Origin of the sequence: Bacteroides sp. HPS0048 (genome assembly GCF_964240755.1) — a bacterium.
GTDB classification, from domain to species: Bacteria; Bacteroidota; Bacteroidia; order Bacteroidales; family Bacteroidaceae; genus Bacteroides; species Bacteroides nordii.
Window position 1 is genome coordinate 71,921 of record NZ_CAXSVC010000022.1, and the last position, 23,951, is coordinate 95,871.

Sequence of the window (23,951 nt, forward strand, 5' to 3'; positions counted from 1 at the left end):
AAATATTTCTTATTGAAGATTTTCTTCTCTGTATTTGGTAGGTGTACAACCTACCATCTTTTTAAAGAATGTACTGAAATAGCGTTGACTGCTAAAGCCGACTGCTTCTGATATTTCAAGCATATTGCAATTTGTCTCGCGTAACATTTGCAGCGCTTTTTCTATACGGAAGTTATTGATGCAATCATTGATACCCATATAGTTCAGCGCTTTTAGTCTGTTATAAAGCGTAGTTCGCGCCATTCCCATTCTTTCAGCAATGAAGTCTACATCTAAATCAGGATTATTTAGATTTTCTATAATAATATTGTTCAGCTTGAACAAGAATCTTTCATCTGCGTTACTGGGTTCTTTTCCTTCTATTGATATACTGCTGACATGATTCCGGTAATGCTTTTGTAACATTTTTCTGTTTTTCAGTAAATTATGTGCTATAATTGTCAGTTCTTCTACTTCGAATGGTTTAGTTAAATAAATATCAGCCCCTGATTTATATCCGGAAGCTGTACTTTCAACATCTGTTCGTGCGGTCAGTAGAATTACAGGGATAAAGCAAGTCTTCTCTTGTTTTTTAATTTGTTGGCAGAGTTCCAGTCCGTCTCCCCCTTGCATCATAATATCGCTCACAATAATATCCGGTAGGCTTTGTGTAGCAATGATAAAGGCGTCCTTACCATTATTAGCTGTGTATACGTTTTGGAAATTGTCTTTCAAGGCTTCTTTGAGAAAGTTACATAATTCTACATTATCCTCCACTACCAGTATGGAGTAGTTTTTAGTGTCGAATGTTTCGTCTTCCTCTTTTGTTTCCGGTTTTTCTTTTTCAGAAAAGCGAAGTATGTCATTAAGTGATATATTGACTGATTGTTCCGGTGATATCTCATTTTTCTTTTCCGGAAGATCAAAATAGAAGGTTGCTCCCGCTTTTTCATTATTATAAGCATTTATTTTTCCTCCTTGCAGCTCTACTAACACTTTCACATAAGATAGTCCGATGCCACTTCCTTCTTTCGAATTTCTTCCTTGGTAAAAACGGACAAACAGATGTTTCATATCCTCTTCGTCCAAGCCGACACCCTCGTCGGTTATCAGAATTCGTATATGCCCTTCTTCTTTGCGTGTAGTTAGTGTTACTGTACTACCCGCTGGAGTAAATTTCAGAGCATTTGCCAATAAATTGGATATGATCATTTCGCATTTGTTCATATCAAATGTCCAATCAGCAATTTGATTGTCAAAGTTATATATAAAATCTACTCCTTTGTTAGTGAATTCTTCGGTGAAACTGCCGGCAATATCTTCCAGCCAATCGTTGAAATGGGTAGTTGAAAGATGCAATACATTTTGTCCCATCTCTATACGACGCACATCGAGTACCATTTCTATGAGGTTTTTCATTCGTCTTACCTGTTTACAGATACCTTCCAGTTGTTCTTTCAATTTTCCATCAACTGTCATATCTTTACTTAACAGTCGTCTGAGTGGAGCATATATTAACATTAACGGAGTTCGTAACTCATGGCTCATGTTGATAAGGAAACGTATTTTTTCCTCATTCATATTTTGCTTATGCTCTTTTAATTCCCATTGAAGTTTACGTTCTTTTTTTCGATTGTAATATATCATATAAAAGATACAGAATACAATGAATAGAACTATTGACAATAGTTTCAGATATATACTTTGCCACCACGGAGCCGAAACTTTCAGGCTGAGTATCGGGACCATATCTGTCCAACTGCCATCCCGGTTACTACACGAAACAGATACCTCATAGTTGCCTGGAGGTAGTGAATAAAGGGGTAGGGTAGGAACGTACGATTCAATATCTCGTGTCATTTCCGAAATATGGAACCGGTATATTCTTCTCCGGAATACATCTTCTTCATTTCCGATCAGTTTAATAACGAGAGATGTGTAATGATATGGGAGAGTCAATTCTCCCTTTTCTGAAACCTGATTTGTGATCGTGGCTCCGTTTAGTTCTACATCCATCAGTTTTATGGAAGGCATTTTACTGTCTTTGAATGGATACCCCTTGCAGATACGCAATAAACCGTTTGCTCCGCATAGGTAGATATCTCCTGATTGTGATACCGGATAATTAGTGTACATATATTCATTGGCCAAAGCTCCATCGTTTTCATCAAAAATGGTGAATCGCTTGTCCGATAAAGAATAAGTAAATAACATATTACATGCACCTACCCATACTCTTCCCGTAGAGTCGTAGACTACTATTCTGGCTTCGCTGAATAGTGAAGTCTCTATTTTGTTAACTGATTTATCTTTTCGGTTGTACTCCATTAGTCCACGATTGGTTGCCATCCAAAAGTTTCCTTGTGCATCACTACATACACTATTTATCGTAATATTCGGATTGGTATAATAAAGTGGAGATAAAGTTCGGGTATGATTATCTAATCGAAAGATATTTCTTATTCCACTCAGATAAGTTACCGAATCTGTTGAGGTGATTACTTTCAGGTTGCTAGTAGGCGTTTCCGTATCTTTTCGTATATCTACCATCCGTACCTGAGAAAGTTGATTTGTTTTCGTATCATAAATATATACCTGTTCTGCCAGTATATGGTATTTGCCGGGACTGAACTGGTGTATACAGATGCTCTTTCCCATCAGGTTTATTTGATCTATGAGAGATTGGTTTATGAAATTACACGGACGACAAGCTCCTGTTGTTTTATTAAAGAAATAAAGTCCTTTTCCGAAAAAGGATACAATCAGTTCCTGGCGGCTATATCCAGCTATCGATACCACTTTTTCTTTGCAGCACAGAGGGTAATGTTTAAATGTGTTTTCTGTTTGGTTCAGACGGTTGATGCCACCTCCGTCTGTTCCTACATATATAAAGCCGTCTTCTTCATGCAGGCATAAGGCCGTTTTATTGGTCAATCCGAAAATGTTTTCCAACGGTGCATCCTGAAAGGTACGCATGTATACTTCACGTATGTTCAATAATCCGTTCCGGATAGTACCTGCCCATAAATTTTGTGACCGGTCTGCATACAAGCATTTTACAGAGTTTGTCGGGAATGAATTATTATTCCCCGTTTGATATTCGATGGTCCGGAAAGTATTAGTAGGCAGATGCAGGCGAGCTATTCCACCGCCATCAGTTGCTATCCAAAGTTCATCTTTATAAGACAACATATCCAATACTACGTTATTGCATAGTTCGGAGTTATGAGTTGAATAACTGGCTACCTTATTGCCATTTATATCATAGCATACTATCCCTTTGCCATAGGGTGATAACCATAGATTTTTGTGCTTATCAATAAAATATGAAGTTATGTGTTGTTCCTCACATGAGGTGAAAGGTGTTAGCTGATGGCTATCGGCATGATAGAGGTAAACACCTTTCCATAGTGTTCCTATTATGTATATATCATTCTTCCACGGTTGGATATACATAAAATAATCGTTGATAGTTTCGCCTTTATTAATGATTGGGAGGCTATGTAATTTCCGGTCGTCATAGCTATATAACCAAAGCCCGGTTCCGGCAAACAACACTCCATTTTTTAGCAGACAAGCTGTTTTGGCTTGTACGGGAGCATTATTATGATATAATAAAGTGAAGTTATCTTCTCCCCGGCTATAGAGTGATAGTCCTTCCCGGGTTCCTATCCATAGATTGAGTAAGGAATCTTCTTCTAAAAAACAGATTTCATTGTCTGGTAATGAGTGAGAGGAATATGAATCATAAAAGTAGTTTTTCAATTCGTATTGATCGAAGCGGTTTAATCCCATCTGAGTTCCTATCCAGATGATACCTTTGTAATCTTTTAGCACACAGTTGACAGTTGTTTGTGAAAGTCCTTCCTGTAATGATAATTGCTTGAAGTAATAATCCGGAAAAGCGTGTAGAGAGAAAATGCTACATTGTATTGATAATATGCATCCTACAAACCTGTATAAGCCGCTTAGCACATTTATAGAGTTTTTCATAATCGGTTCTTCTGATTTGTTCGGACAAATTTAAGATAAATGAGGCAGATAAACAAAAGGTATGCAGAATAATATATTGGTTACTTTCTATATCTAACCGGATACTTGGTGAGGCAGACCGTGGATGCTTGTTTTGCCAACGTATTGGCAAGGTATTGCCAACAAGGTGGCAAACCTTTGCCAACATGAAGGCAATACTCTGCCAACCCATTGGCAAGAACGATTCTTAAGCCTCGTTTACAGGTGTAAAAACGAGGTATTCTTATCTTTTCGAGTTATACATAATGTAAGGTGCTTCTGGCTACATGGATTTCTAAAATCAATCATGTAATTTCTAAAAATGTCCCTATTTAGCCTCTAAAGCGCTTTTGGAACGTTTTTAGAATAATAATAGCCGTTTTTAAACATCGATTGATATTATGTAGATTATGTTTGCGGTATGAAAAAATAACGTATTATTAATTTATATTGGTGACGTTAAATCATTCTATTATTAACTTTAATTTTTATTATTATGAGAAAAAATTTACTTTTAATTTCGGCCGCTTGCCTATTCTCTATGTGTACAATGGCACAAAATTATGCTCCTGCTGCATGGACATTTAGTAAGCAGCAGCAAGGTAGCGCAGCAGGATTATTTATTAAAGAAATGGCTTCTACTAATTGGAACTGTAAAGCTCCTTTCCGTTTAGGGGATGCTTTGGATGGTTCTATTGGGTTGGCATGCGCCGTTGGTGGGGATGTGACAGGACCGGGAAGTGATCTGTATGCTAATGTAACAGATGCAGATAAAGCTGTGTTTGAAGAGTTCTATAAAGCATGTCAAATTGTAGATGGTGGTGAGTTAGGCAATTTGTTCTGCTATCAAGGTAGTGCTTCTACCATGTCTGACCCCAGAGCTGTAAAGAATATCAAGGCAATGCCTAATGCTACTATGTTCTGGCTTTCAAATACAGATATTCCTTTGGCCGCAAATTATCGTGTTTCTATGGGGTATCGTGTTATTGCAAATTCGGGTACCAATGCAATGAAATTGACTTTAGCTACTTCTGCTTATGACGGAATAGATACTGGTACCGGACTGGCTAACGGCTCTTATCGTGAATTGGAATTGCCTTTTTATGCTGACTTTAACGACTATTGGAGCACTGCTACAATGGATATAACTATTGCAGATAATACAGATCCTAACTATAAAGAGTTGCCTTTAGTAATAAAGATGTGGTTAGGTGGTGGCATTGAAAATGCGATTGTGCTATTTAGTGATATTAAACTGGAGAAAATCGGAGCAATTGATAATAAGTATGTTCCGGGTAAAGTGGAAGATGTGGAATGGAATGACTCTCCAACCGGAATAAGTTATAAGACAGCTGATCAGAACGCTGTTGTTTGGGCATCTAATGGTGAAATTACGGTGGTAGATGCAAAATCTCCTATTCAGGTTTATTCGGTTTCAGGACAACTGGTTTCCTTCAAAGCTCCTATTTCAAGCGTTACAACAATCCCTGTGGCTCAAAAGGGTGCTTATATTGTCAAGATCGGAGAAAGCAGTAGAAAAGTTGTTTTGTAATTTTCTGAGCTATCTAGGAAACGAATCTTTACAGCTTCACAGCAAGAGTCAAGATTCGTTTCTTCTTTTGTTAATCTTTTATTTAATGATCTAAATTGATTAGTATGGTTTTAAAAAAAGTTATGTTAGCATGCATTTTGGGATGCTTCTTTTTAAACTCTTTTTCGCAAACGACCAATTATGCGATAAATAATGATGGTACTGGTTTTGTTCAAACGTCAACTATTATGAATGAGTTGAACGGACTGGCGGAAGCTACCGTACAAATATGGATTAAACCTGTAGAATGGGTGAAAGGTGCTCAGCTTTATAACCAGAGTAATCTTGTTATAGAATTGGGAGAAAACCAGTCGCTGATTGTTAAAGCCGGGGCTTCTTCTGTTACTTGCACTCCGGAAATAGCATTGAATATCTGGTCGCAATTGACCATGGTATATGATAATGGTGCAGTAAAGTTATACGTGAATAACGAACAGAAAGAGACAACAGGTACGTTACCGGCTATTTTGCCGGATGCAGTGAATACCTGTTATATTGGCAAAAATTTTAAAGGTCAAATAGATGAAATACGTGTTTGGAGGAAAGCATTGGAACAGAAAGACTTTTTTTGGAACAATACGTTGAATAAGTTTAATCCTAATTACGATACATTAGTTTCTTACTGGAAGTGCGATCAGGAACAATGTGAGAATTTGGTTGATTATCAGTTTGCTCACCATGGAATTATTAATAATATGCAACGCGTGGCTGTTGAAGATAATGCGATAATGCGCTATCGCGTAGTGACCGGATATACAAATCTGATGCGTTTTACAGACCGGGGTAATATAAACCGGGATATGTTTCTGATGACCAATGATTTGATTCTACTTTCTGCCAAAGTGCAGCAAGACGGATCATTGTTCCCGGAATATCCGGATAATTCCGCCGTTCCTGTGAATGTGTCTTATTTGGCTGAGTTTGAAGGACGTAAGGGAGTGATGGATTTTCATGGAATAGGATCTAAGATGGTAGCAGAAGATGGTCGTGCACCTTTTGATCCGACTGAACGATTTGGCTGCGGTACTCCTAATGTTGCCACTGTGTCGGGGTGGATTTATATTGATAAATGGGTAGAAGGTGCCGGTATATTCTCCAACTATCAGGACGAAGATAATTGCATGGTCATTAAATTGGGACAAGAAGCAAATAAGGAGATTGTTGTTGATTTTTGCGGGACTATAGCTACTCTGAAGAATCAAGTGGAAGTTGGAAAATGGCATTATTTGAGTGTTTGTTTTAAACCGGCTGAAGGAGAGATTACAGGTCGTAGATTTAATCCGGTTTTTATAAGCGTTGATTATGTAATGCATGATAAGATTTCCAGTAAAACCGTTGAACTTAGTGGTAAAGATATGACAATAAAGGTAGTACCGGTGTTTGCAAATAGTACAATAACGTTGGGAGATAATCTGGATGGAAAACTGGATGAAGTTATGGTTTGGGGAAGTGACCGCTCCGGATCGGCAAAGAATGATGCTGAGAACGGTTACCAATGGAACATCGGAAGCTGGAATAATATTTTCTTAAATGCTTATTGGAAGGGGGATGATCCCGAGAATGTCGGTAAAGACTCACAGAGCTATATCGGTATGATCGAGTTCATTCGTAATTATTATGCAGGACATCGTGGTATGAAAATCCGTATGGGTATTATTTATCCGGATGGAGAAAAATGGAAATGGGGTGTTTTGAATAAAGAGGAATATCTGGACAATATGATTAATGATGCAAAAAAACTATTGACACATTGTGATGGTCTGGATGTTGATCTGGAATGGATGTACAGTTCGTCTGACTGGACTATTTATAACCATGTCGTAAAACGTTTGATTGACGAAGTTATGGCAGGGCATAGAGATACAAAAACATTTACCTGTTCATTGCATAAAGTGTCTTATGGCGGATTTGATAAAACAATGATAAATGATGTAGATTTCTTTACGTTCCAGCTATATGGCCCTAACAAGGAAACTTATTATTGGGATTATTATCCTGAAGCCTACAATTGGTTTACAAGTTACGGATTTCCTAAAGATAAGATTTTGATGTCTTACGGAGTATTGCTCGTTAATAACGGAGAGGAAGGCTATAAAGATCTGTTTGAGAAATATGGAATGAATGATAGTAATTTTGATCCGGCTTTGAATTCATGGGATTGTGGTGGCATCGTTAAGTATTATAATGGGGTGAACCAAACGAAACGTAAACAAGAATTTATTATAGAGAAAGATTGCCGTGGAACGATGTACTTTGATATGGGTAATGACCAACCTGTTAGAGATTATAAGAGTTTGATACGTGCACAAAATGATATACTTGCATCTAACGTAGATACATTGATTACGAAAGTAGATTTGGGCCCGGTGGGGATACAAAATATAGAAAAGAATGGTAAGAAAGAAATATTTTCATTCTATCTCAATCCGTCCGGTAATCAGATAACCTTAATTCTTTCTGTAGAAAAGGATGCAGGCAATGCTTTCTGTGAAATTTGTGCAATCGATGGTAAGGTTGTAATGCAGGAACGTTTGAATGCCGTTACAAATGTAATCCCGCTATCTTTGACAAAGGGGACCTATCTGATACAAGTATGTACCAATAATGGAAATTACACAAAAAAGTTACATATTAATTAAATCTTAGTATTATGGAAAGAAAAACACAAGTACGTATCCTGGCGTTATTTTGTTTGTTATTTCTTCCTGCTTTAGCCTTCTCACAAATAATAGTGAAAGGTACGGTGAAAGCAGAAGATGGCTTTGGAATGCCGGGGGCCAATGTACTACTAAAAGGCTCTACAAATGGTACTATCACTGATGTAGATGGCAATTATAGTATATCTGTTCCAACAGAAAAGTCGGTGTTAGTCTTTAGCTTCATTGGTATGACCACACAAGAAGTTACCGTGGGCAAACAGCGCACCATTGACGTTGTCTTGAAAGACGACAGTGAAATGTTGGATGAGGTGGTGGTAGTAGGTTACGGTACAATGAAGAAAAGTGACTTAACGGGGGCTGTGTCTTCCTATCGTCCGGACGAAAAGGAGGTAGGAAAAATAGCTTCTATCGATAATATGTTGCAGGGAAAGATTGCCGGACTTTCAATCGGAGCTTCTATTGATGCTCCGGGAGCCGCTTCTTCGGTTACGATACGTGGTGCCAATTCATTGCGTGGAGATAATCAGCCTTTGTATGTTATCGACAATATTCCTCAAGCTTCTACGGGAGAGTTTGCCAACTCCGGCAATGATGGTACTTTTACCATTGCAACCAATGCATTGAGTTCTTTGAATCCGGCCGATATTGAAAGTATCGAGGTATTGAAAGATGCTTCGGCTACTGCAATTTATGGTTCTCGTGGTGCAAACGGAGTTATTTTGATTACTACTAAGAAAGGTAAGTCGGGGAAAACGACGGTAGGAGTTTCTGCTAACTTTACCGTTGCCAATGCCGCCAATTTGTTAGAATTGATGAGTCTTGAGGAATATGCTCAATACCGGTTGGTATATGGCGGAGGTTATAAAAAGGATGACAATGGGGATTGGAATCTGTGGAAAATAAATAAGGAAACCGGTGAAAATGAGTGGAATGATACTTTTCAATTCTTCTTGCAAGACGGTGGTGTGTATAGGAAAAATGGTGAAAACTCCAAGTTAAAAGAGAAGTGGACACTTTTGAATCCGATAGATTGGCAGAAAGAGATATATAGTACTGCTCTTTCACAGAATTATTCTGTCACCGTAAACGGTGGTTCTGAGAAAACTACTTATTTTGCTTCGGCTTCCTACAAGGATATTGAGGGATTGGTAAAAGGTACCGGCTTAAAGCAAGGTGACTTCCGTTTGAATTTGAATTCCACACTTGCCAAGAACATTACGATGGCTGTTTCAGTGAATGGATCTATCAAACAGAATGACATGATGTCTGGTGGTAATACGACGGGGGGGGCAACTGGTTCTATCTCTAACGTTGCTCTGTCAAGTGCCCCTTATGTAAAATCCGAAGAAGAAATGGAACTGACTACTCCGAATCTTGCCGATCGGGCTACGGTCTGGACGTGGGTGGAAGATTATGATGATACTACCATTGAAAAGACATTTCGTGGATCACTGGATTTGAATTGGAAAATCTTTAAATTCCTATCTTATAATCTGCGTGCCGGTGGTAATATCTCTATTCAAGACCGTGACCGTTGGTTCAACATTACACTTTATACAGGTTCTGCACAGAACGGCTATATTACTCAGTCGGACTTTAACCGTAGCAATTATTCTGTAGAGAATGTGTTTCAGTTCAACCATGAAGTAAAGGGGATTGTGGATATCAATGCTACAGCTGGTATCACGTATGATACATATCGTTCACTGAATACACTGGTTGTTGGAAATGATTTTAACAACTATAGTTTTCGTTCCAATGGAATGCACATGGCCGGTAATGTGGAGTATAAACAACCGGCTCAACGGGATTATCAACTACTGTCATTCCTGGCACGCGCAAATTTGAGCTTTTTGCAAGGGCGCTATTTGCTCACTGCATCTATTCGTGGCGATGGTTCCAGTAAGTTTAAAAAAGGTAACCAGTGGGCATATTTCCCTGCAGCAACAGTAGCATGGCGTTTGGAACAGGAAGATTTCATAAAAGATTATTCATGGATCAATCAATTGAAGCTTCGTGCCGGGTATGGTGAAACGGGGTCTCAATCTATTGATCCGTATAGTACATTCTCAAGTTACGGTACACAATTTACAAATACGCCACAGGGGGCAGAAAAACCTGCACAAGGGGCAACCGGTAGCGGTGATAAATTGATAGGTCTTGTAGTCGATAAAATGGAAAATGACGGGTTGAAATGGGAAAGAACTGTTTCCTATAATGTCGGAGTTGACTTTTCTTTCTTTCAGGATCGAATCGGAGGTACTGTCGACTTGTATTCCAAGAAGACGAAAGATTTGCTGATACAACGCGATCTTCCACCATCAACTGGCTATAAATCAATGACAATCAATCAGGGAAGCCTTCGTAATAAAGGGTTAGAGATTTCGTTGCATGGAGATATTATCCGTACGAAAGATTTTACATGGTCGCTTTCTGGTAATATAGCTTTCAACCGACCTGAGATTCTGGATTTCGGATTGCCGGAAGAAGAGTGGGGGACAGGACAATATTGGAAAGCATATATGGGAAATAGTTTGGGCGATCATTTTGGTGAGGCGAATATATTTATTGCCGGAAAGGCCCCAGGTTTGTTCTATGGTTATCAGACGGATGGAATTATTCAGGAGAATGATCCTTATATAAATAAGATAGATGCAACTAAGTCTATAGGAACGGTAAAAGCAGGTAATTTGAAGTTTGTAGATCAGAACGGTGACGGGGCTATTAATGAAAAAGATCGGGTCATTTTGGGAGACCCTAACCCTGATTTTACATATGGATTCCAGACTGATTTTAGGTGGAAAGACTTATCGCTATCCATGGCATTTACCGGGGTACAGGGGAATGATATTCTAAATACGAATGCACGTTATTCTATCTTACCGTCTAATTCGACCAGTATGATTTATAAAAGTTCATTTGAGAAAATGTGGAGAAATGATAATCCATGGATAGGAGAATATCATGGAAATGAAATGCCCTCGCCCGGCGCGGTAACTCCTAAAGTTATAATGGACAGATATGTGGAGGATGGAAGCTATCTGCGTTGTTCGGATATTACATTGGGATATAATTTGCCCAAAAATCTGGTTTCAAAGATTGGATTTAATAGTATTGGGGTTTATGCATCAGTGAAAAATGCGTTTATAATAACCAATTATTCCGGTTATGATCCTGAAGTAAACAGCTTTGCTTTTGACGGAACGCGTCCGGGTATCGATACGAGTTCAATGCCGCATACCCGTTCGTTTATATTTGGACTTAATGTTTCATTCTAATATTCTGGTTTGATTATGAAGAAAATCAATATAATTTATCTGTTTTTAATGTTAGCTGTTTTAGGGGCTTGTTTGGACGAAGATCCAAAGTACACTACAAACTCTAAAGTAGTATACAGCGACGAACAGTCTGCACAAATGGCTCTGACCGGAATTTATGGTCTGATGGCTGTACAGGGGTCTTTTGCACAATTGCTTCCTGAGATTAATACGGAAGCTTCCGGTCTGTGCTGGACCTCTTATAACACATCCGATAATCGTTGTCAGTATACTGCCGGGGCTATTCCTACGGAGAATGAGTTTAATAATCTGGTATGGGGAGCGCTTTATCAGGCAATTGCAAATTGCAATATTTTTATAAAGGCGTGTGAAGACGGAGAGAGTGCTGATTGGAGTACGAAAGCCAATATGGTAGCTCAGGCTAAATTTATGCGAGGGGTATGTTACTATGTTCTTTATTCTTTTTACGGAGGAGTACCCCTGCGATTAACACCGTCTGATCGGGAAAGTTTAGCTGTGTCACGGGCTACCCGTCAGCAGACGATTGACCAGATTATAAAAGATTGGACGGAAGCTGCTGTTGATTTGGATGAAACCTCTTCTTTGGCAAGTAATAAACCGACTGCTCCTAATAAATATTCTGCTTATGCTTATTTAGCGAAATTGTATTGGGTGATGGGCTGTAATGCTTGGGCTGCCGAAAACGGAGATTATTGGGCTACAGGCGTTTTGAAGCAGACGTGGCCGGAAATGCAAACCAGCGATGTTTATTTTAAGAAAGCAAAGGAATATGGTGACTTGGTGTTAGACAAAAGTGATTTTGATCTTGAACCGGATTTTAATACTTTATATAATGGTACACGTCTCAGTTTTTCTAAAGAGTTTGTCTTTGTAATCGATGCTACTAAAAATACGACTGAGAATGTAGGATACAATTCATTGCACTGGACATTTTCTCCTCAGAACTCTTCTCAGGGGGAAACTTGGGGACGTTCGCAGCCTAATAAATCTTTTTATGACTGGGCACATGGTACTTATCAGGATGATCCGCGTTTGAAGGTTACTTTCATCTCTAAATGGGTGAAATATGTTAATAAAATGCCGTCGGATGAATGGCAGGCTGCTTATCCCTACGTAACAAAATCTTTTAATGATACGACATGGGTCGATTCGATTGTCAGACCTGGAAGACCTCCTATTAAAGTACCGATAGTAACTACGCATAAAGAATTGGTGGATTCTATCGATTATATCAATGGTGGATATGAGGATCCGACGAATCCGAAAGTAGAAGAACTGGATTCTTTATTACGTGAAGCATATTGCAAAACAAAAGGCCCATCGGATTGGAATATTAATGACTGGCCTTATTTCGGAAAATATATGACTAATGATTGTTCCGGACGTTATGCTAATAACAATCTGTATGTATATCGTTTTGCTGATTTTCTTTTATTGATGGCAGATGTTGAAAATGAATTAGGAAATACGGGAACTGCTATTTCTTTGGTAAACAAGGTGTTGCAGCGCGCACGTAATTCAGCTAAGCCGATAGCCACTTATCCGAAAGATTTATCGGCTACTTTGTCGAAAGAGGCAGTGCGGGAATACATTTTCCATGAACGTCTCTTTGAATTGGCAGCAGAATTTGATGGATTTACGGATACAAGAAGGCGGGGTATTGAATGGCGAAAGAAGCTACTTGAACGCAATAATAACCACCATATAACTTCTGCTTGTTATCATTATGGTCTTGAAAACAATTATGCTGCCCCTTGGAGAGAGTATTGGTATCCCAGTGATGGCGAGGAAGACTGGAATACGTATCTGATACGTAATCAGTTGATTCCTATTCCACAGATGGAATTAACTACTAATGATATGATTTCCATTGAAGACCAGAATCCAGGATATAGCAAATAAGGATAGGTAGGGATAATATGACAGATATGTCAGTGTACTTTCTGATAGGTATTTATAAATAAATCCTGATAACAGTGGGCAGTAATGATGAAATTATCGTATATTGTCCACTGTTTATTTTTTTTAAGGGTAGAAGATATAGTGAATAATCAATTGCGTCCCTAAATAAACTTTGTTATGTGAAGAATATGACTTTCACTGAAAAAAGCTACTACAGAAGAAAAATGGATATAGCTTCCTAAGACTAAGGGTGGAATCATACTGACGAAAATAAAGAGGAAGCAGTTGGGCATTATCAGAAAGATTGGTGTTTTGAATAAATAAGTATTGTAGTTTTTGTTTGATGATTGAAAAGAGAATGAAAAATCTTATATTAAATATTGTATCTAAGAAAATAGGAATGTCGTTGTTACTTTGTTCCTTAATGAGTGTTGCATTGATGGCTACTCCTGGAGAGAAGAAACCTTTTGTAATCCCGGAGTTGAAAGAATGGAAAGCATCCGGAGGATATATGACTTTAGGGAGCCATACAAGAATTGTGTACGATGCCGGACAACCGGAGTTGCTTCGTATTGCCGGACTGATGGCCGACGATTGCTTTAGAATGTTTCAGTGGAGACCGGAAATCGTAGTCGGTAAGCCAAAAGCCGGTGATATTGCATTGACATTGAAGCCGGATAGACAATTGGCAAAAGAGGGTTACTCTATTAAAATAACTGATAAAGTACTTTTATCGGCTCCTCAGTCTGAAGGCATATACTGGGGAACCCGTACTTTGTTACAAATAACAGAACAAGATGATAATTATCGTTTGCCTAAAGGGGAGATCCGGGATTATCCCGACTATCCCCTTCGTGGGTTCATGATAGACTGTGCACGTAAGTTTATTCCTTTATCTTATTTACAGGATTTGGTTAAAATCATGTCTTACTACAAGATGAATACTCTGCAAATTCATTTGAATGATAACGGACACAAAAAATTCTTCGATAATGACTTTACGAATACTTATTCGGCTTTTCGGTTGGAATCGGATATGTATCCCGGATTGACGGCCTATGACGGTTTTTATACCAAGAAAGAATTTATCGATTTGCAGAAACAGGCAATGGCACTGGGGATTGAAATTATTCCGGAGATCGATGTTCCGGCACATTCTTTGGCATTTTCACGTTATAAACCCGAAATAGGTAGTAAGAAGTATGGTATGGATCATCTGGATCTGTTCTCACCGGAGACCTATCCGTTTATAGACGCCCTGTTTAAAGAATATTTGGAGGGTGACGAGCCAGTATTCTGTGGTAAACGGGTACATGTGGGTACGGATGAATATTCCAATGAAACACCCGAATTGGTTGAGAAGTTTCGAGAGTTTACAGATCACTATATTCGTCTGGTAGAGCAATATGGCAAGCAGGCTTGTGTATGGGGAGCATTGACTCATGCAAAAGGTAGTACTCCAGTCAAGGCAGAACAGGTGGTCATGAGTTTATGGAATCCTGGCTTTGCCAATCCTCAGGAAATGATTGCGGAAGGATACCAATTAGTGAGCATGTACGATTGGGATATCTATATTGTACCGGGTGCTTTTTACTATCATGACTATCTGGACGAAGAAAAGTTATACAAAGAGTGGACACCGGCTAAAATAGGCCGAAATGAGAGATTTGAAGAGAAGCATCCGTCTATCTTGGGTGGTATGTTCGCTTTGTGGAATGATCTTGTAGGCAATGGCATAACAGTGAAAGATATTCATTATCGTACCTTCCCGGCATTACAGACCTTGGCTGTGAAAATGTGGACAGGCAAAAACACGACTATACCTTATACCGCTTTTAATGAAACTCGTGCTGCATTGAGCGAAGCACCGGGAGTGAATCTGTTGGGTAGGGTAGGAAAGCCGGGTTCCTTGGTTTATCGGAAAACGGATGTTCCGGCGGGTAGTAAGAATCAGATACAGGAAATAGGATATGGTTACACGGTGAATTTTGATTTGACAGGTCAGAAAGAAGCATCGGGTACTGTGCTTTTCCGTTCGCCGGATGCAGTTTTTTATCTGGCCGATCCGATCAATGGATTTTTGGGGTTTGCACGTGATGGCTACCTGGATACTTTCAGATATAAGATTCGGGAGGGTGAAAAGATAAATGTTCAGATAGAAGGCACATCTCGTACAACGACTCTTAAGATAGATGGGAAATTGATTGACCAGTTGGAACCAAAGATGCGTTACTTTAGCTGTGGGAAGGATTCTATGTTGTATTTCCGCACGTTGGTTTTCCCGTTGGAAGAAGCCGGACATTTTAAGAGCCGGGTAGAGAATCTGAAAGTCTATAATTATTGTAAAGAGTAAGATGTCAGATTGTTTGTAGGTTTGGATGGTTATAATCTATGGGCAGAGTCATGTGTTATCTCGGTAAATTGATACTTTGGGGGCGTTACTTATCAGGTTACCCCACTATGTTATGTTACAAACGTTGTTGTGCTGTAATGAATAGTAGTTTGCTCTCGAAGTACCTGTCTTTTCAGTTAAGAATCAATAAATCTGCTCTTGACAAGATTCTCCCGGTAACAGCCTTTTTCTGTTTATCTTTTTTAGCCCTCCATTTTCTGTACTTCGGAAAACTATTATTACCTTTGCCTCACTAACTAACATTACGTAATAAAAAGTAAAGATATGGCAACACCTCCGTTTAAGTATCAACCCATGTTTGAACATGGAGAAGATAAGACTGAGTATTATCTGCTTACCAAAGACTATGTATCGGTAAGCGAGTTTGAAGGAAATCCGATTCTGAAAGTAGAGAAAGAAGGGCTTACGGCTATGGCTAATACAGCTTTCCGTGATGTATCGTTCATGTTGCGCCGTTCGCACAACGAACAGGTGGCAAAGATTCTGAGCGATCCCGAAGCAAGTGATAACGACAAATACGTAGCACTCACTTTCCTGCGTAATGCAGAAGTTGCAGCCAAAGGGGTATTGCCTTTCTGCCAGGACACCGGTACGGCTATCGTGCATGGTGAAAAAGGACAACAGGTATGGACTGGCTATTGTGACGAAGAAGCACTCTCACTCGGTGTTTACAAAACATATACCGAAGAGAACCTGCGTTACTCTCAGAATGCTCCTTTGAATATGTACGATGAGGTGAATACAAAATGTAACCTGCCTGCCCAAATCGATATCGAGGCAACAGAAGGCATGGAGTACAGATTCCTTTGTGTGACCAAAGGAGGTGGATCTGCCAATAAAACTTATTTATATCAGGAAACAAAAGCGATCTTGAATCCGGGTACGCTGGTTCCTTTCCTTGTGGAGAAGATGAAGACGTTGGGCACAGCTGCCTGTCCTCCTTATCACATTGCATTCGTGATTGGTGGAACTTCGGCTGAAAAGAACCTGCTGACCGTGAAGCTGGCTTCTACACATTATTATGACGAACTGCCTACTACCGGAAATGAGTACGGTCGTGCTTTCCGTGATATCGAACTGGAAAAAGAAGTGCTGGCTGAGGCTCAGCGTATAGGACTTGGTGCACAGTTCGGCGGTAAATATCTGGCACATGATGTACGTATCATCCGTTTGCCCCGTCATGGTGCTTCCTGTCCGGTAGGCCTTGGAGTATCTTGTTCTGCCGATCGTAATATTAAATGTAAGATCAACAAAGATGGTATCTGGATTGAGAAGTTAGATGAAAATCCGGGCAGCCTGATTCCTGTTGAGCTTCGCAATACAGGTGAAGGCGATGCGGTTAAGATTGATCTGAACCGTCCGATGCAGGAGATTCTGAAAGAACTGACTAAGTATCCGGTATCTACCCGCCTGTCACTTAACGGAACAATTATCGTAGGTCGTGATATCGCTCATGCTAAGCTGAAAGAACGTTTGGATCGTGGTGAGGACCTGCCTCAGTATATTAAGGATCATCCGATTTACTACGCCGGTCCTGCCAAGACTCCTCAGGGAATGGCTTGTGGTTCTATGGGCCCCACTACTGCCGGACGTATGGACTCGTATGTAGAGTTGTTCCAGAGCCACGGTGGAAGTATGATTATGCTTGCCAAAGGCAATCGTAGCCAGCAGGTGACCGATGCCTGTAAGAAGTATGGCGGTTTCTATTTAGGTTCTATCGGTGGTCCGGCAGCTATCCTTGCTCAGAACAACATCAAGAGCATTGAATGTGTGGAATATCCCGAACTGGGTATGGAGGCCATCTGGAAGATTGAAGTGGAAAACTTCCCGGCATTCATTCTGGTAGATGATAAAGGCAATGACTTTTTCAAACAGATTAAACCACGCTGTGCAGGTGGTGGCTGCGAAGGCAAATAATGTCGCGGCTACACGTATAACTTGTACCAATGAATAATTTTTCGGGCATCTGTATGTATTAGTACAGGTGCCTTTTTTATAATTTAATATCTTATACATATCATGAAACAAACATCGACTGAGCTACTACATCCAAAAACACACATTGTTTGGTTAGACGTCGTACGATTGATAGCCATGTTTACTGTGGTCTGTTGTCATTGTACAGATCCTTTCAATTTTTATCCGGGCGACGCTCCTAATATTAATGAAATTAAATTCTGGGGTGCTGTTTATGGATCGGTATTACGTCCGTGTGTTCCCTTATTTGTAATGATAACCGGTGCTTTGTTGTTACCGGTACGTGGCGATGCCTCTGTGTTTTATAAGAAGCGTATCCCACGTGTATTGTTTCCCTTTCTTATCTGGTCGGTTTTATATAATCTTTTTCCGTGGGTGACGGGGTTATTGGGGCTTAGTCCGCAAGTGATACTCGATTTTTTTCCTTATGCCGGAGAAGATGTAATGCGCCAGTCGCTTTCCGTGGCAGTTCGTTATATATTAGAAATACCTTTTAATTTTTCCATTCTGGCTGTTCACATGTGGTACATCTATCTGTTGATCGGACTTTATCTCTATATGCCTATTTTCTCAGCCTGGGTGGAAAAAGTGTCCGAACGTGCCAAACTTGGGTTTCTGTTGGTTTGGGGAGTCACTTTATTCCTACCTTACTACAATCAGTTTGTAGCTCAATATTTATGGGGCACTTGCTCTTGGAATACTTTTGGTATGCTCTATGTTTTTGCCGGATTCAATGGATATCTGTTGTTGGGACACTATCTGAAAAGGATTGATTGGTCTTTACGTAAAACATTGGCTATTGGTATTCCGATGTTTATTGTTGGTTATATTATTACATTCTTTGGCTTTCGCTATATCTCAGCGTTACCGGAGTATACCCCTGAAATGTACGAGCTCTTCTTCACCTACTGTTCTATCAATGTGGTAATGATGACGATTCCTATATTTATGCTGGCAAAGAAAGCGGAGATTCGTTCGGAACGTATACGGAAGGCTTTGGCCAATCTTACACTTTGTGGCTTTGGTATCTATATGGTTCATTATTTTCTTGCCGGACCTTCCGTACTTCTTATGAGAGCCCTGAATGTTCCTATAAGTATCCAGATTCCACTCGCTGCCGTGGTGGCATTCTGTATCTCATGGCTCTTTGTAGCAATGATTTATCGTTGTTTTAGTAAGGGTGCAAAATACATTGTCGGTTAATTTATAGAATACAATGAAACGGGTTTGTGCAGTATTGCTGTTAGCTGTGATTACAACCATCGTCTCAGCTTCTCCCATCTCAGGCTTATTAGAGCGTATCGATAGAGGAGCTTCAAAGAAGTTTATTATTGAAGAGGTGAAGTCTGATACCGACTTCTTTGAACTTGATCAGAAAGGTAGCCGGGTGGTGATTCGGGGAAATAACTCTGTCAGCATAGCAACGGGGTTGAACTGGTATCTGAAGTATTATGCCGGTATTCATCTTTCATGGAATGGGATGACAGCTACACTGCCGGACGTTCTTCCTCCTGTGATGAAGAAAGAGCGTCATGAGACGAAATTACCGTGGCGTTATGATTTGAATTATTGTACATACTCCTATTCTATGGCATTCTGGGACTGGGAACGGTGGGAGAAAGAGATTGACTGGATGGCATTGCATGGTATCAATCTTCCTTTGGTGATCACCGGAACGGAAACAGTATGGTATAATGTGCTTCAGAAACTGGGATATAACAAGACGGAGATCGATGAATTCATTTCAGGACCGGGATTCTTTGCCTGGTGGCTGATGAATAATCTTGAAGGATGGGGTGGTCCGAATCCGGATCATTGGTATACACAGCAGGTGTCGCTTCAGAAGAAAATTCTGAAACGAATGCATGAGTATGGGATAGAACCCGTCCTGCCGGGATATTGTGGAATGGTACCTCACAATGCAAAAGCAAAGTTAGGTTTGAATGTTTCCGATCCCGGTGTGTGGTGTGGTTATCGTCGCCCTGCTTTCCTTCAACCTGACGATTCGCGTTTCGAAGAGATATCATCACTCTATTACAAAGAACTGGAAAAACTATATGGCAAGGCAAATTACTATTCAATGGATCCTTTCCATGAGGGTGGTAGTACAGACGGCGTTAATTTGGATGCTGTAGGTAAAGCTGTAATGAAAGCAATGAAGAAGGCGAATCCGAAAGCTGTCTGGGTGATTCAGGCGTGGCAGGCAAATCCTCGTCCTGAACTGATTAGGAATTTGGAGACCGGAGATTTATTAATACTTGATCTCACAAGTGAGTGCCGGCCGCAGTGGGGTGACCCGGAATCAGAGTGGTATCGTAAAGATGGATATGGAAAACATAATTGGGTATATTGTATGTTATTGAATTATGGTGCCAATGTCGGATTGCATGGGAAAATGGACAACGTGATCGATAATTACTATTTAGCGAAAGAAAATCTCCGGGCCCGCGCTACTCTGAAAGGAGTAGGTATGACACCCGAAGGAATAGAAAACAATCCTGTGATGTACGAATTGTTGATGGAGTTGCCTTGGCGTCCGGAGCGTTTTACGAAAGAGGATTGGCTGAAAGGATACGTCAAAGCACGTTATGGTAAAGACGAACCGGTTCTACAACTGGCCTGGGGCAAGCTGGCAAATTCTATCTATAATGCTCCGAAGGAGCTGACCCAGCAAGGAACACACGAGTCGGTGTTCTGTGCCCGTCCGGGATTGGATGTTTATCAGGTCTCCAGTTGGTCGGAAATGAAAGATTATTATGACCCGCAAGAGGTGATAGAGGCTGCCCGTCTGATGGTTTCTGTGGCCGACCGGTATAGAGGGAATACTAACTTTGAGTACGATTTGGTAGATGTTGTTCGTCAGGCTATTGCTGAGAAAGGAAGGCTGATGCAGAAAGCGGTTACGACTGCTTATCGTGCAGGTGATAAAGAACTTTTTGCAATGGCTTCTCAGAAATTTTTGAATCTGATACTGTTGCAGGATCAATTGTTGGGTACTCGTACAGAGTTTCGGTTGGGAAGATGGATTAACAGCGCTCGTGCTCTGGGTGTTACTCCTGAAGAGAAAGCGTTGTACGAATGGAATACCCGTGTACAGGTTACTACTTGGGGAAACCGGAACGCTGCCGAAAGGGGAGGCCTTCGGGATTATGCTCATAAGGAGTGGAACGGTCTGTTGAAGGATTTCTATTATATGCGTTGGAAGTTATATTTTGATAATCTTGCCTGTAAGATGGAAGGGGAAACGATTCCGGAAATAGATTTCTACGCAGTGGAAGAAGCTTGGGTAAAAAGAACGAATCCGTATCAAGCAGAACCGGAAGGAGACTGTGTGGATACAGCGAAACTTATCTTTGAAACCTTGTTCTAAGATGTTTGTTATAGATTAACTGCGCTATACCTATTGTGGTATAGCGCAGTTAATCTACTATTCATCGTACATCGCCTAACTTACCGTACAATAAAAAGATGATGTACAATACTTTTATTGTTTCTTCTTCTTCCACTCTTCGTATTTCTTCAATACCTTCAATCCACCGTTATTGTACCAACTGTATCCGTTGCGGCGTTCGTGCCCAATCTCCGAGATATCATATTTTTTGATCCCGTCACGGTCACAAAAGAAAGGACGGTTGGTATCTAACTCATAGAAACGTGCCCATAAAGGGTCACAGTCTGTACAAGGAACCATCCGGTAGTCTTTTTTACCCTCTTCATTGGTGAAGTATTCTTTTTTCAATCCTTTTATTTCCGACTCTTTGAACCATTCTACTGCTGCTTCAACGCATGTGACCACCTCCGGTGAAGGTTTAGAGAGTGACATAAGGAACAATACGATGTCATCAGATTCTTGTCCACTCAGTGATGGGAGTTCATAGGCACGTGCTTTGGCAGGAGCAAGTGTTTCGCGGTCGTGCTGTGCACACCATACGGTTAATTTTCCATTTTGCTTTACCTGGGTTTTCAGAATGCAATCTACTCCTTTGTCTAAAGCTACCTGGGCTTTTGGGATAATAGAATCGGGTAGGAAGGTATAGGGAGCTTTCTTTTTAGTAATGTCTCTCAAGAGTTTCATTACATTGATCATTGCATCGTCATTGTACGTGATATGAATGTAATATCCTTTGGGACGAGGGTAAAACTGTGGCCAGCCTCCGTTTTCATATTGTGCTTCAAAAAGGTACTGCAATCCGTGGAGTACAGCGTCTTTATATTTCTCGTCCTGAGTAGCTAAATAGGTACGGGCCAGGTAATTAATCTCTGTGATGGTCGCTTTATTGTCAATGGTACTGAGATTTACATTTTCTTTCATCTTGAGTGCCTCTGCGCGTTCTTTTTTGTTTAATTCGGCAGCCATGTAAATGTTTTTGGGCCATCCTCCGGTAGTTTGTTGATAGAGCAATACATTGTCGGCAATGCGGGTGGCTTCCGGCGTTTTGAAGAAAGCGTCATCAAACTGCGGTGCAATTTTTACCCAGTCTTTATAAGGATGCTTTTCTTTGTAATTATTGTCCGTTTGGGCAGAAAGGCTTGTCAGGCAGAAACATGACAAAGCCATCAATACTAATTTCTTCATGGTTTGTTATTGTTTAAAACTTATTGTATGGAGGCAAAGGTAGCGGAAAGTGGAAGAAAGGGGCGGTAAAAATTGTTTTATATAGGGGGAAAATTGATAATTAGTGATGAGTGAGTAGTGATAAGTGATTAGCTGGCTGCGCAATTATACCGCATGGTACTAATCACTTATCACTACTCACTTATCACTAATTCAGATATTTCAATACTTTACCACTAATCTGTAACAGTGAGATTTCACAAAGTTTGGTATCATATTCGGCAGAGAGGATACGTTCTTCGGCATCAAGCAAGCTTTTCTGGGCTTCGCGCATCTCGATACCTGCAAGGTCTCCAAGCATATAACGTTCCATGGCAATTTCGTGATTCTCTTTGGCTGCAACAAGATTCTGACGTTCCAGATTCAGCATTTTAAGATTATTGCGATAGGCCTGCCATAGGTTACTGATGTCAGCCCGTAGGGCCTGTTCCACTTCCTGACGTTGCAAACGGGCATTCTTAATGGCAATACTTGCATTTCTTTTTTCCCGGCGGCGATTGCCATCGAATATATTGAAACCTACAGTCAACCCACCATTGAATCCCAGATTACCACGTTGGCTATTGGCAGCTATATCATATTTATTGAGCGTATATCCATAGCCGGTATTTAGTTTCAGATACGGATAGTTACGGGCGTTTATCTTCTTATAGTCCAGTTGGGCTATCGTAGTATTCTGGTCAGCTTTTAGCAAAGAGGCATTGGTAGCCAGTGTCGCATCCCATAATTCTTCAAAGTTTAAGTTGGCGTTGACTCTGATAATGGAATCTACGATAGAGAGCGGCTGGTCTACATTGGCATTTGCCATTAGTTCATTCAGGTTGATACGTGAGGTATGCAATAGCTCCTGCTGTTTCATATACTTGGCACTATCTGCGTTGAAGTCTACTTTGGCTTGCTGATAGTCCAGTCGGGAGAAGTTTCCGATGTGATAACGTTCTTCTACAATGCGTAACCGTTCCTTGGAAAGTTTCACGGCATAATGCAGATTGGCCAGACGAATCTTTTGCTGAACGTAGTTATAGTATTCGGCGGCAAGGCTCGCTATGAAATCTTCAATGGCGATACGTGTATTGGTCTCACCCTGGCGTTCCAGCTCTTTCAATATCTTATAGTTTGCCTGGATATTGAATCCGTCAAAGATAGTCCAGTTGAGATTGAGTCCCACATTGATTGTTTGGTCAAATACACCGTTTTCTTTGATCGTTTCTCCGCTTTCGCGTACTTTGGTCTGCGTATTGTCCACCGTACCTTTATATCCGGCTGAGAAGTCGATAGTAGGCAGATAACCGGCATTCCCCGGGGTAGCATTATTCTTACTCACCTGTTCTTCGTTATGAATGATACGTAGTGAATAGTTGTTTTGTAATCCCTTTTCCAGACAGGACTTCAAAGTATAGACCTCTTGTGCTGATGCCTCACCTCCGAAACCTCTCCCAAGGAAGGGAGAGCAGGTGCAGAGAGCGAGTAGGGAGATTAAAAGTTTCTTCTTATCCATCTTTCT

11 protein-coding genes are annotated in these 23,951 nt (G+C 40.4%); 8 read left to right on the top strand and 3 right to left on the bottom strand.

Going from position 1 to position 23,951, the window contains the following annotated elements:
• Positions 1 to 9: 9 nt before the first annotated feature.
• Positions 10 to 3,972 (bottom strand): ATP-binding protein, encoded by a 3,963-nt coding sequence (locus ACESQI_RS16665; protein WP_373126580.1) that lies wholly within the window; start codon positions 3,970 to 3,972, stop codon positions 10 to 12.
• Between the two features lie 514 nt (positions 3,973 to 4,486).
• On the opposite strand from ACESQI_RS16665, the gene ACESQI_RS16670 reads away from it, so the two are divergent.
• The 8 genes from ACESQI_RS16670 (at position 4,487) to ACESQI_RS16705 (ending at position 21,202) form a co-directional block, all read left to right on the top strand.
• A complete protein-coding gene (locus tag ACESQI_RS16670) occupies positions 4,487 to 5,542 on the top strand; it encodes a T9SS type A sorting domain-containing protein (protein WP_002559210.1) in 1,056 nt (351 codons plus the stop codon).
• A 122-nt stretch (positions 5,543 to 5,664) separates the two neighbouring features.
• Positions 5,665 to 8,220, top strand: coding sequence for a LamG-like jellyroll fold domain-containing protein (locus ACESQI_RS16675; protein WP_002559211.1), 2,556 nt, complete (start codon positions 5,665 to 5,667; stop codon positions 8,218 to 8,220).
• An 11-nt stretch (positions 8,221 to 8,231) separates the two neighbouring features.
• Positions 8,232 to 11,519 (top strand): TonB-dependent receptor, encoded by a 3,288-nt coding sequence (locus ACESQI_RS16680; RefSeq protein WP_122200827.1) that lies wholly within the window; start codon positions 8,232 to 8,234, stop codon positions 11,517 to 11,519.
• A gap of 15 nt (positions 11,520 to 11,534) precedes the next feature.
• Positions 11,535 to 13,442, top strand: a complete 1,908-nt coding sequence (locus ACESQI_RS16685) for a RagB/SusD family nutrient uptake outer membrane protein (protein WP_025867984.1) — start codon at positions 11,535 to 11,537, stop codon at positions 13,440 to 13,442.
• 400 nt (positions 13,443 to 13,842) lie between these two features.
• Complete coding sequence (locus tag ACESQI_RS16690; protein ID WP_223382472.1) at positions 13,843 to 15,795, top strand: family 20 glycosylhydrolase; 1,953 nt, start codon at positions 13,843 to 13,845, stop codon at positions 15,793 to 15,795.
• A 324-nt stretch (positions 15,796 to 16,119) separates the two neighbouring features.
• Entirely contained in the window at positions 16,120 to 17,772 is a 1,653-nt protein-coding gene (locus tag ACESQI_RS16695) for a fumarate hydratase (RefSeq protein ID WP_002559218.1), read from the top strand.
• Positions 17,773 to 17,874: 102 nt separating this feature from the next.
• The gene (locus tag ACESQI_RS16700; protein ID WP_195661479.1) at positions 17,875 to 19,035 is read left to right on the top strand and encodes an acyltransferase; all 1,161 of its coding nucleotides are present in this window, start codon (positions 17,875 to 17,877) and stop codon (positions 19,033 to 19,035) included.
• A 13-nt stretch (positions 19,036 to 19,048) separates the two neighbouring features.
• Complete coding sequence (locus ACESQI_RS16705; RefSeq protein WP_195661480.1) at positions 19,049 to 21,202, top strand: alpha-N-acetylglucosaminidase; 2,154 nt, start codon at positions 19,049 to 19,051, stop codon at positions 21,200 to 21,202.
• 114 nt (positions 21,203 to 21,316) lie between these two features.
• Here ACESQI_RS16705 and pelA read toward each other — a convergent pair whose 3' ends face one another.
• Positions 21,317 to 22,408 (bottom strand): pectate lyase, encoded by a 1,092-nt coding sequence (pelA, locus tag ACESQI_RS16710; RefSeq protein WP_007483999.1) that lies wholly within the window; start codon positions 22,406 to 22,408, stop codon positions 21,317 to 21,319.
• 187 nt (positions 22,409 to 22,595) lie between these two features.
• Positions 22,596 to 23,945 (bottom strand): TolC family protein, encoded by a 1,350-nt coding sequence (locus ACESQI_RS16715; protein ID WP_002559222.1) that lies wholly within the window; start codon positions 23,943 to 23,945, stop codon positions 22,596 to 22,598.
• Positions 23,946 to 23,951 lie beyond the last annotated feature (6 nt).

Excerpts from the sequence above, each read along its gene's own strand:
- ACESQI_RS16665 (WP_373126580.1), bottom strand. The coding sequence starts at position 3,972 with ATGAAAAACTCTATAAATGTGCTAAGCGGCTTATACAGGTTTGTAGGA.
- ACESQI_RS16670 (WP_002559210.1), top strand. The coding sequence starts at position 4,487 with ATGAGAAAAAATTTACTTTTAATTTCGGCCGCTTGCCTATTCTCTATG.
- ACESQI_RS16675 (WP_002559211.1), top strand. The coding sequence starts at position 5,665 with ATGTTAGCATGCATTTTGGGATGCTTCTTTTTAAACTCTTTTTCGCAA.
- ACESQI_RS16680 (WP_122200827.1), top strand. The coding sequence starts at position 8,232 with ATGGAAAGAAAAACACAAGTACGTATCCTGGCGTTATTTTGTTTGTTA.
- ACESQI_RS16685 (WP_025867984.1), top strand. The coding sequence starts at position 11,535 with ATGAAGAAAATCAATATAATTTATCTGTTTTTAATGTTAGCTGTTTTA.
- ACESQI_RS16690 (WP_223382472.1), top strand. The coding sequence starts at position 13,843 with ATGTCGTTGTTACTTTGTTCCTTAATGAGTGTTGCATTGATGGCTACT.
- ACESQI_RS16695 (WP_002559218.1), top strand. The coding sequence starts at position 16,120 with ATGGCAACACCTCCGTTTAAGTATCAACCCATGTTTGAACATGGAGAA.
- ACESQI_RS16700 (WP_195661479.1), top strand. The coding sequence starts at position 17,875 with ATGAAACAAACATCGACTGAGCTACTACATCCAAAAACACACATTGTT.
- ACESQI_RS16705 (WP_195661480.1), top strand. The coding sequence starts at position 19,049 with ATGAAACGGGTTTGTGCAGTATTGCTGTTAGCTGTGATTACAACCATC.
- pelA (WP_007483999.1), bottom strand. The coding sequence starts at position 22,408 with ATGAAGAAATTAGTATTGATGGCTTTGTCATGTTTCTGCCTGACAAGC.
- ACESQI_RS16715 (WP_002559222.1), bottom strand. The coding sequence starts at position 23,945 with ATGGATAAGAAGAAACTTTTAATCTCCCTACTCGCTCTCTGCACCTGC.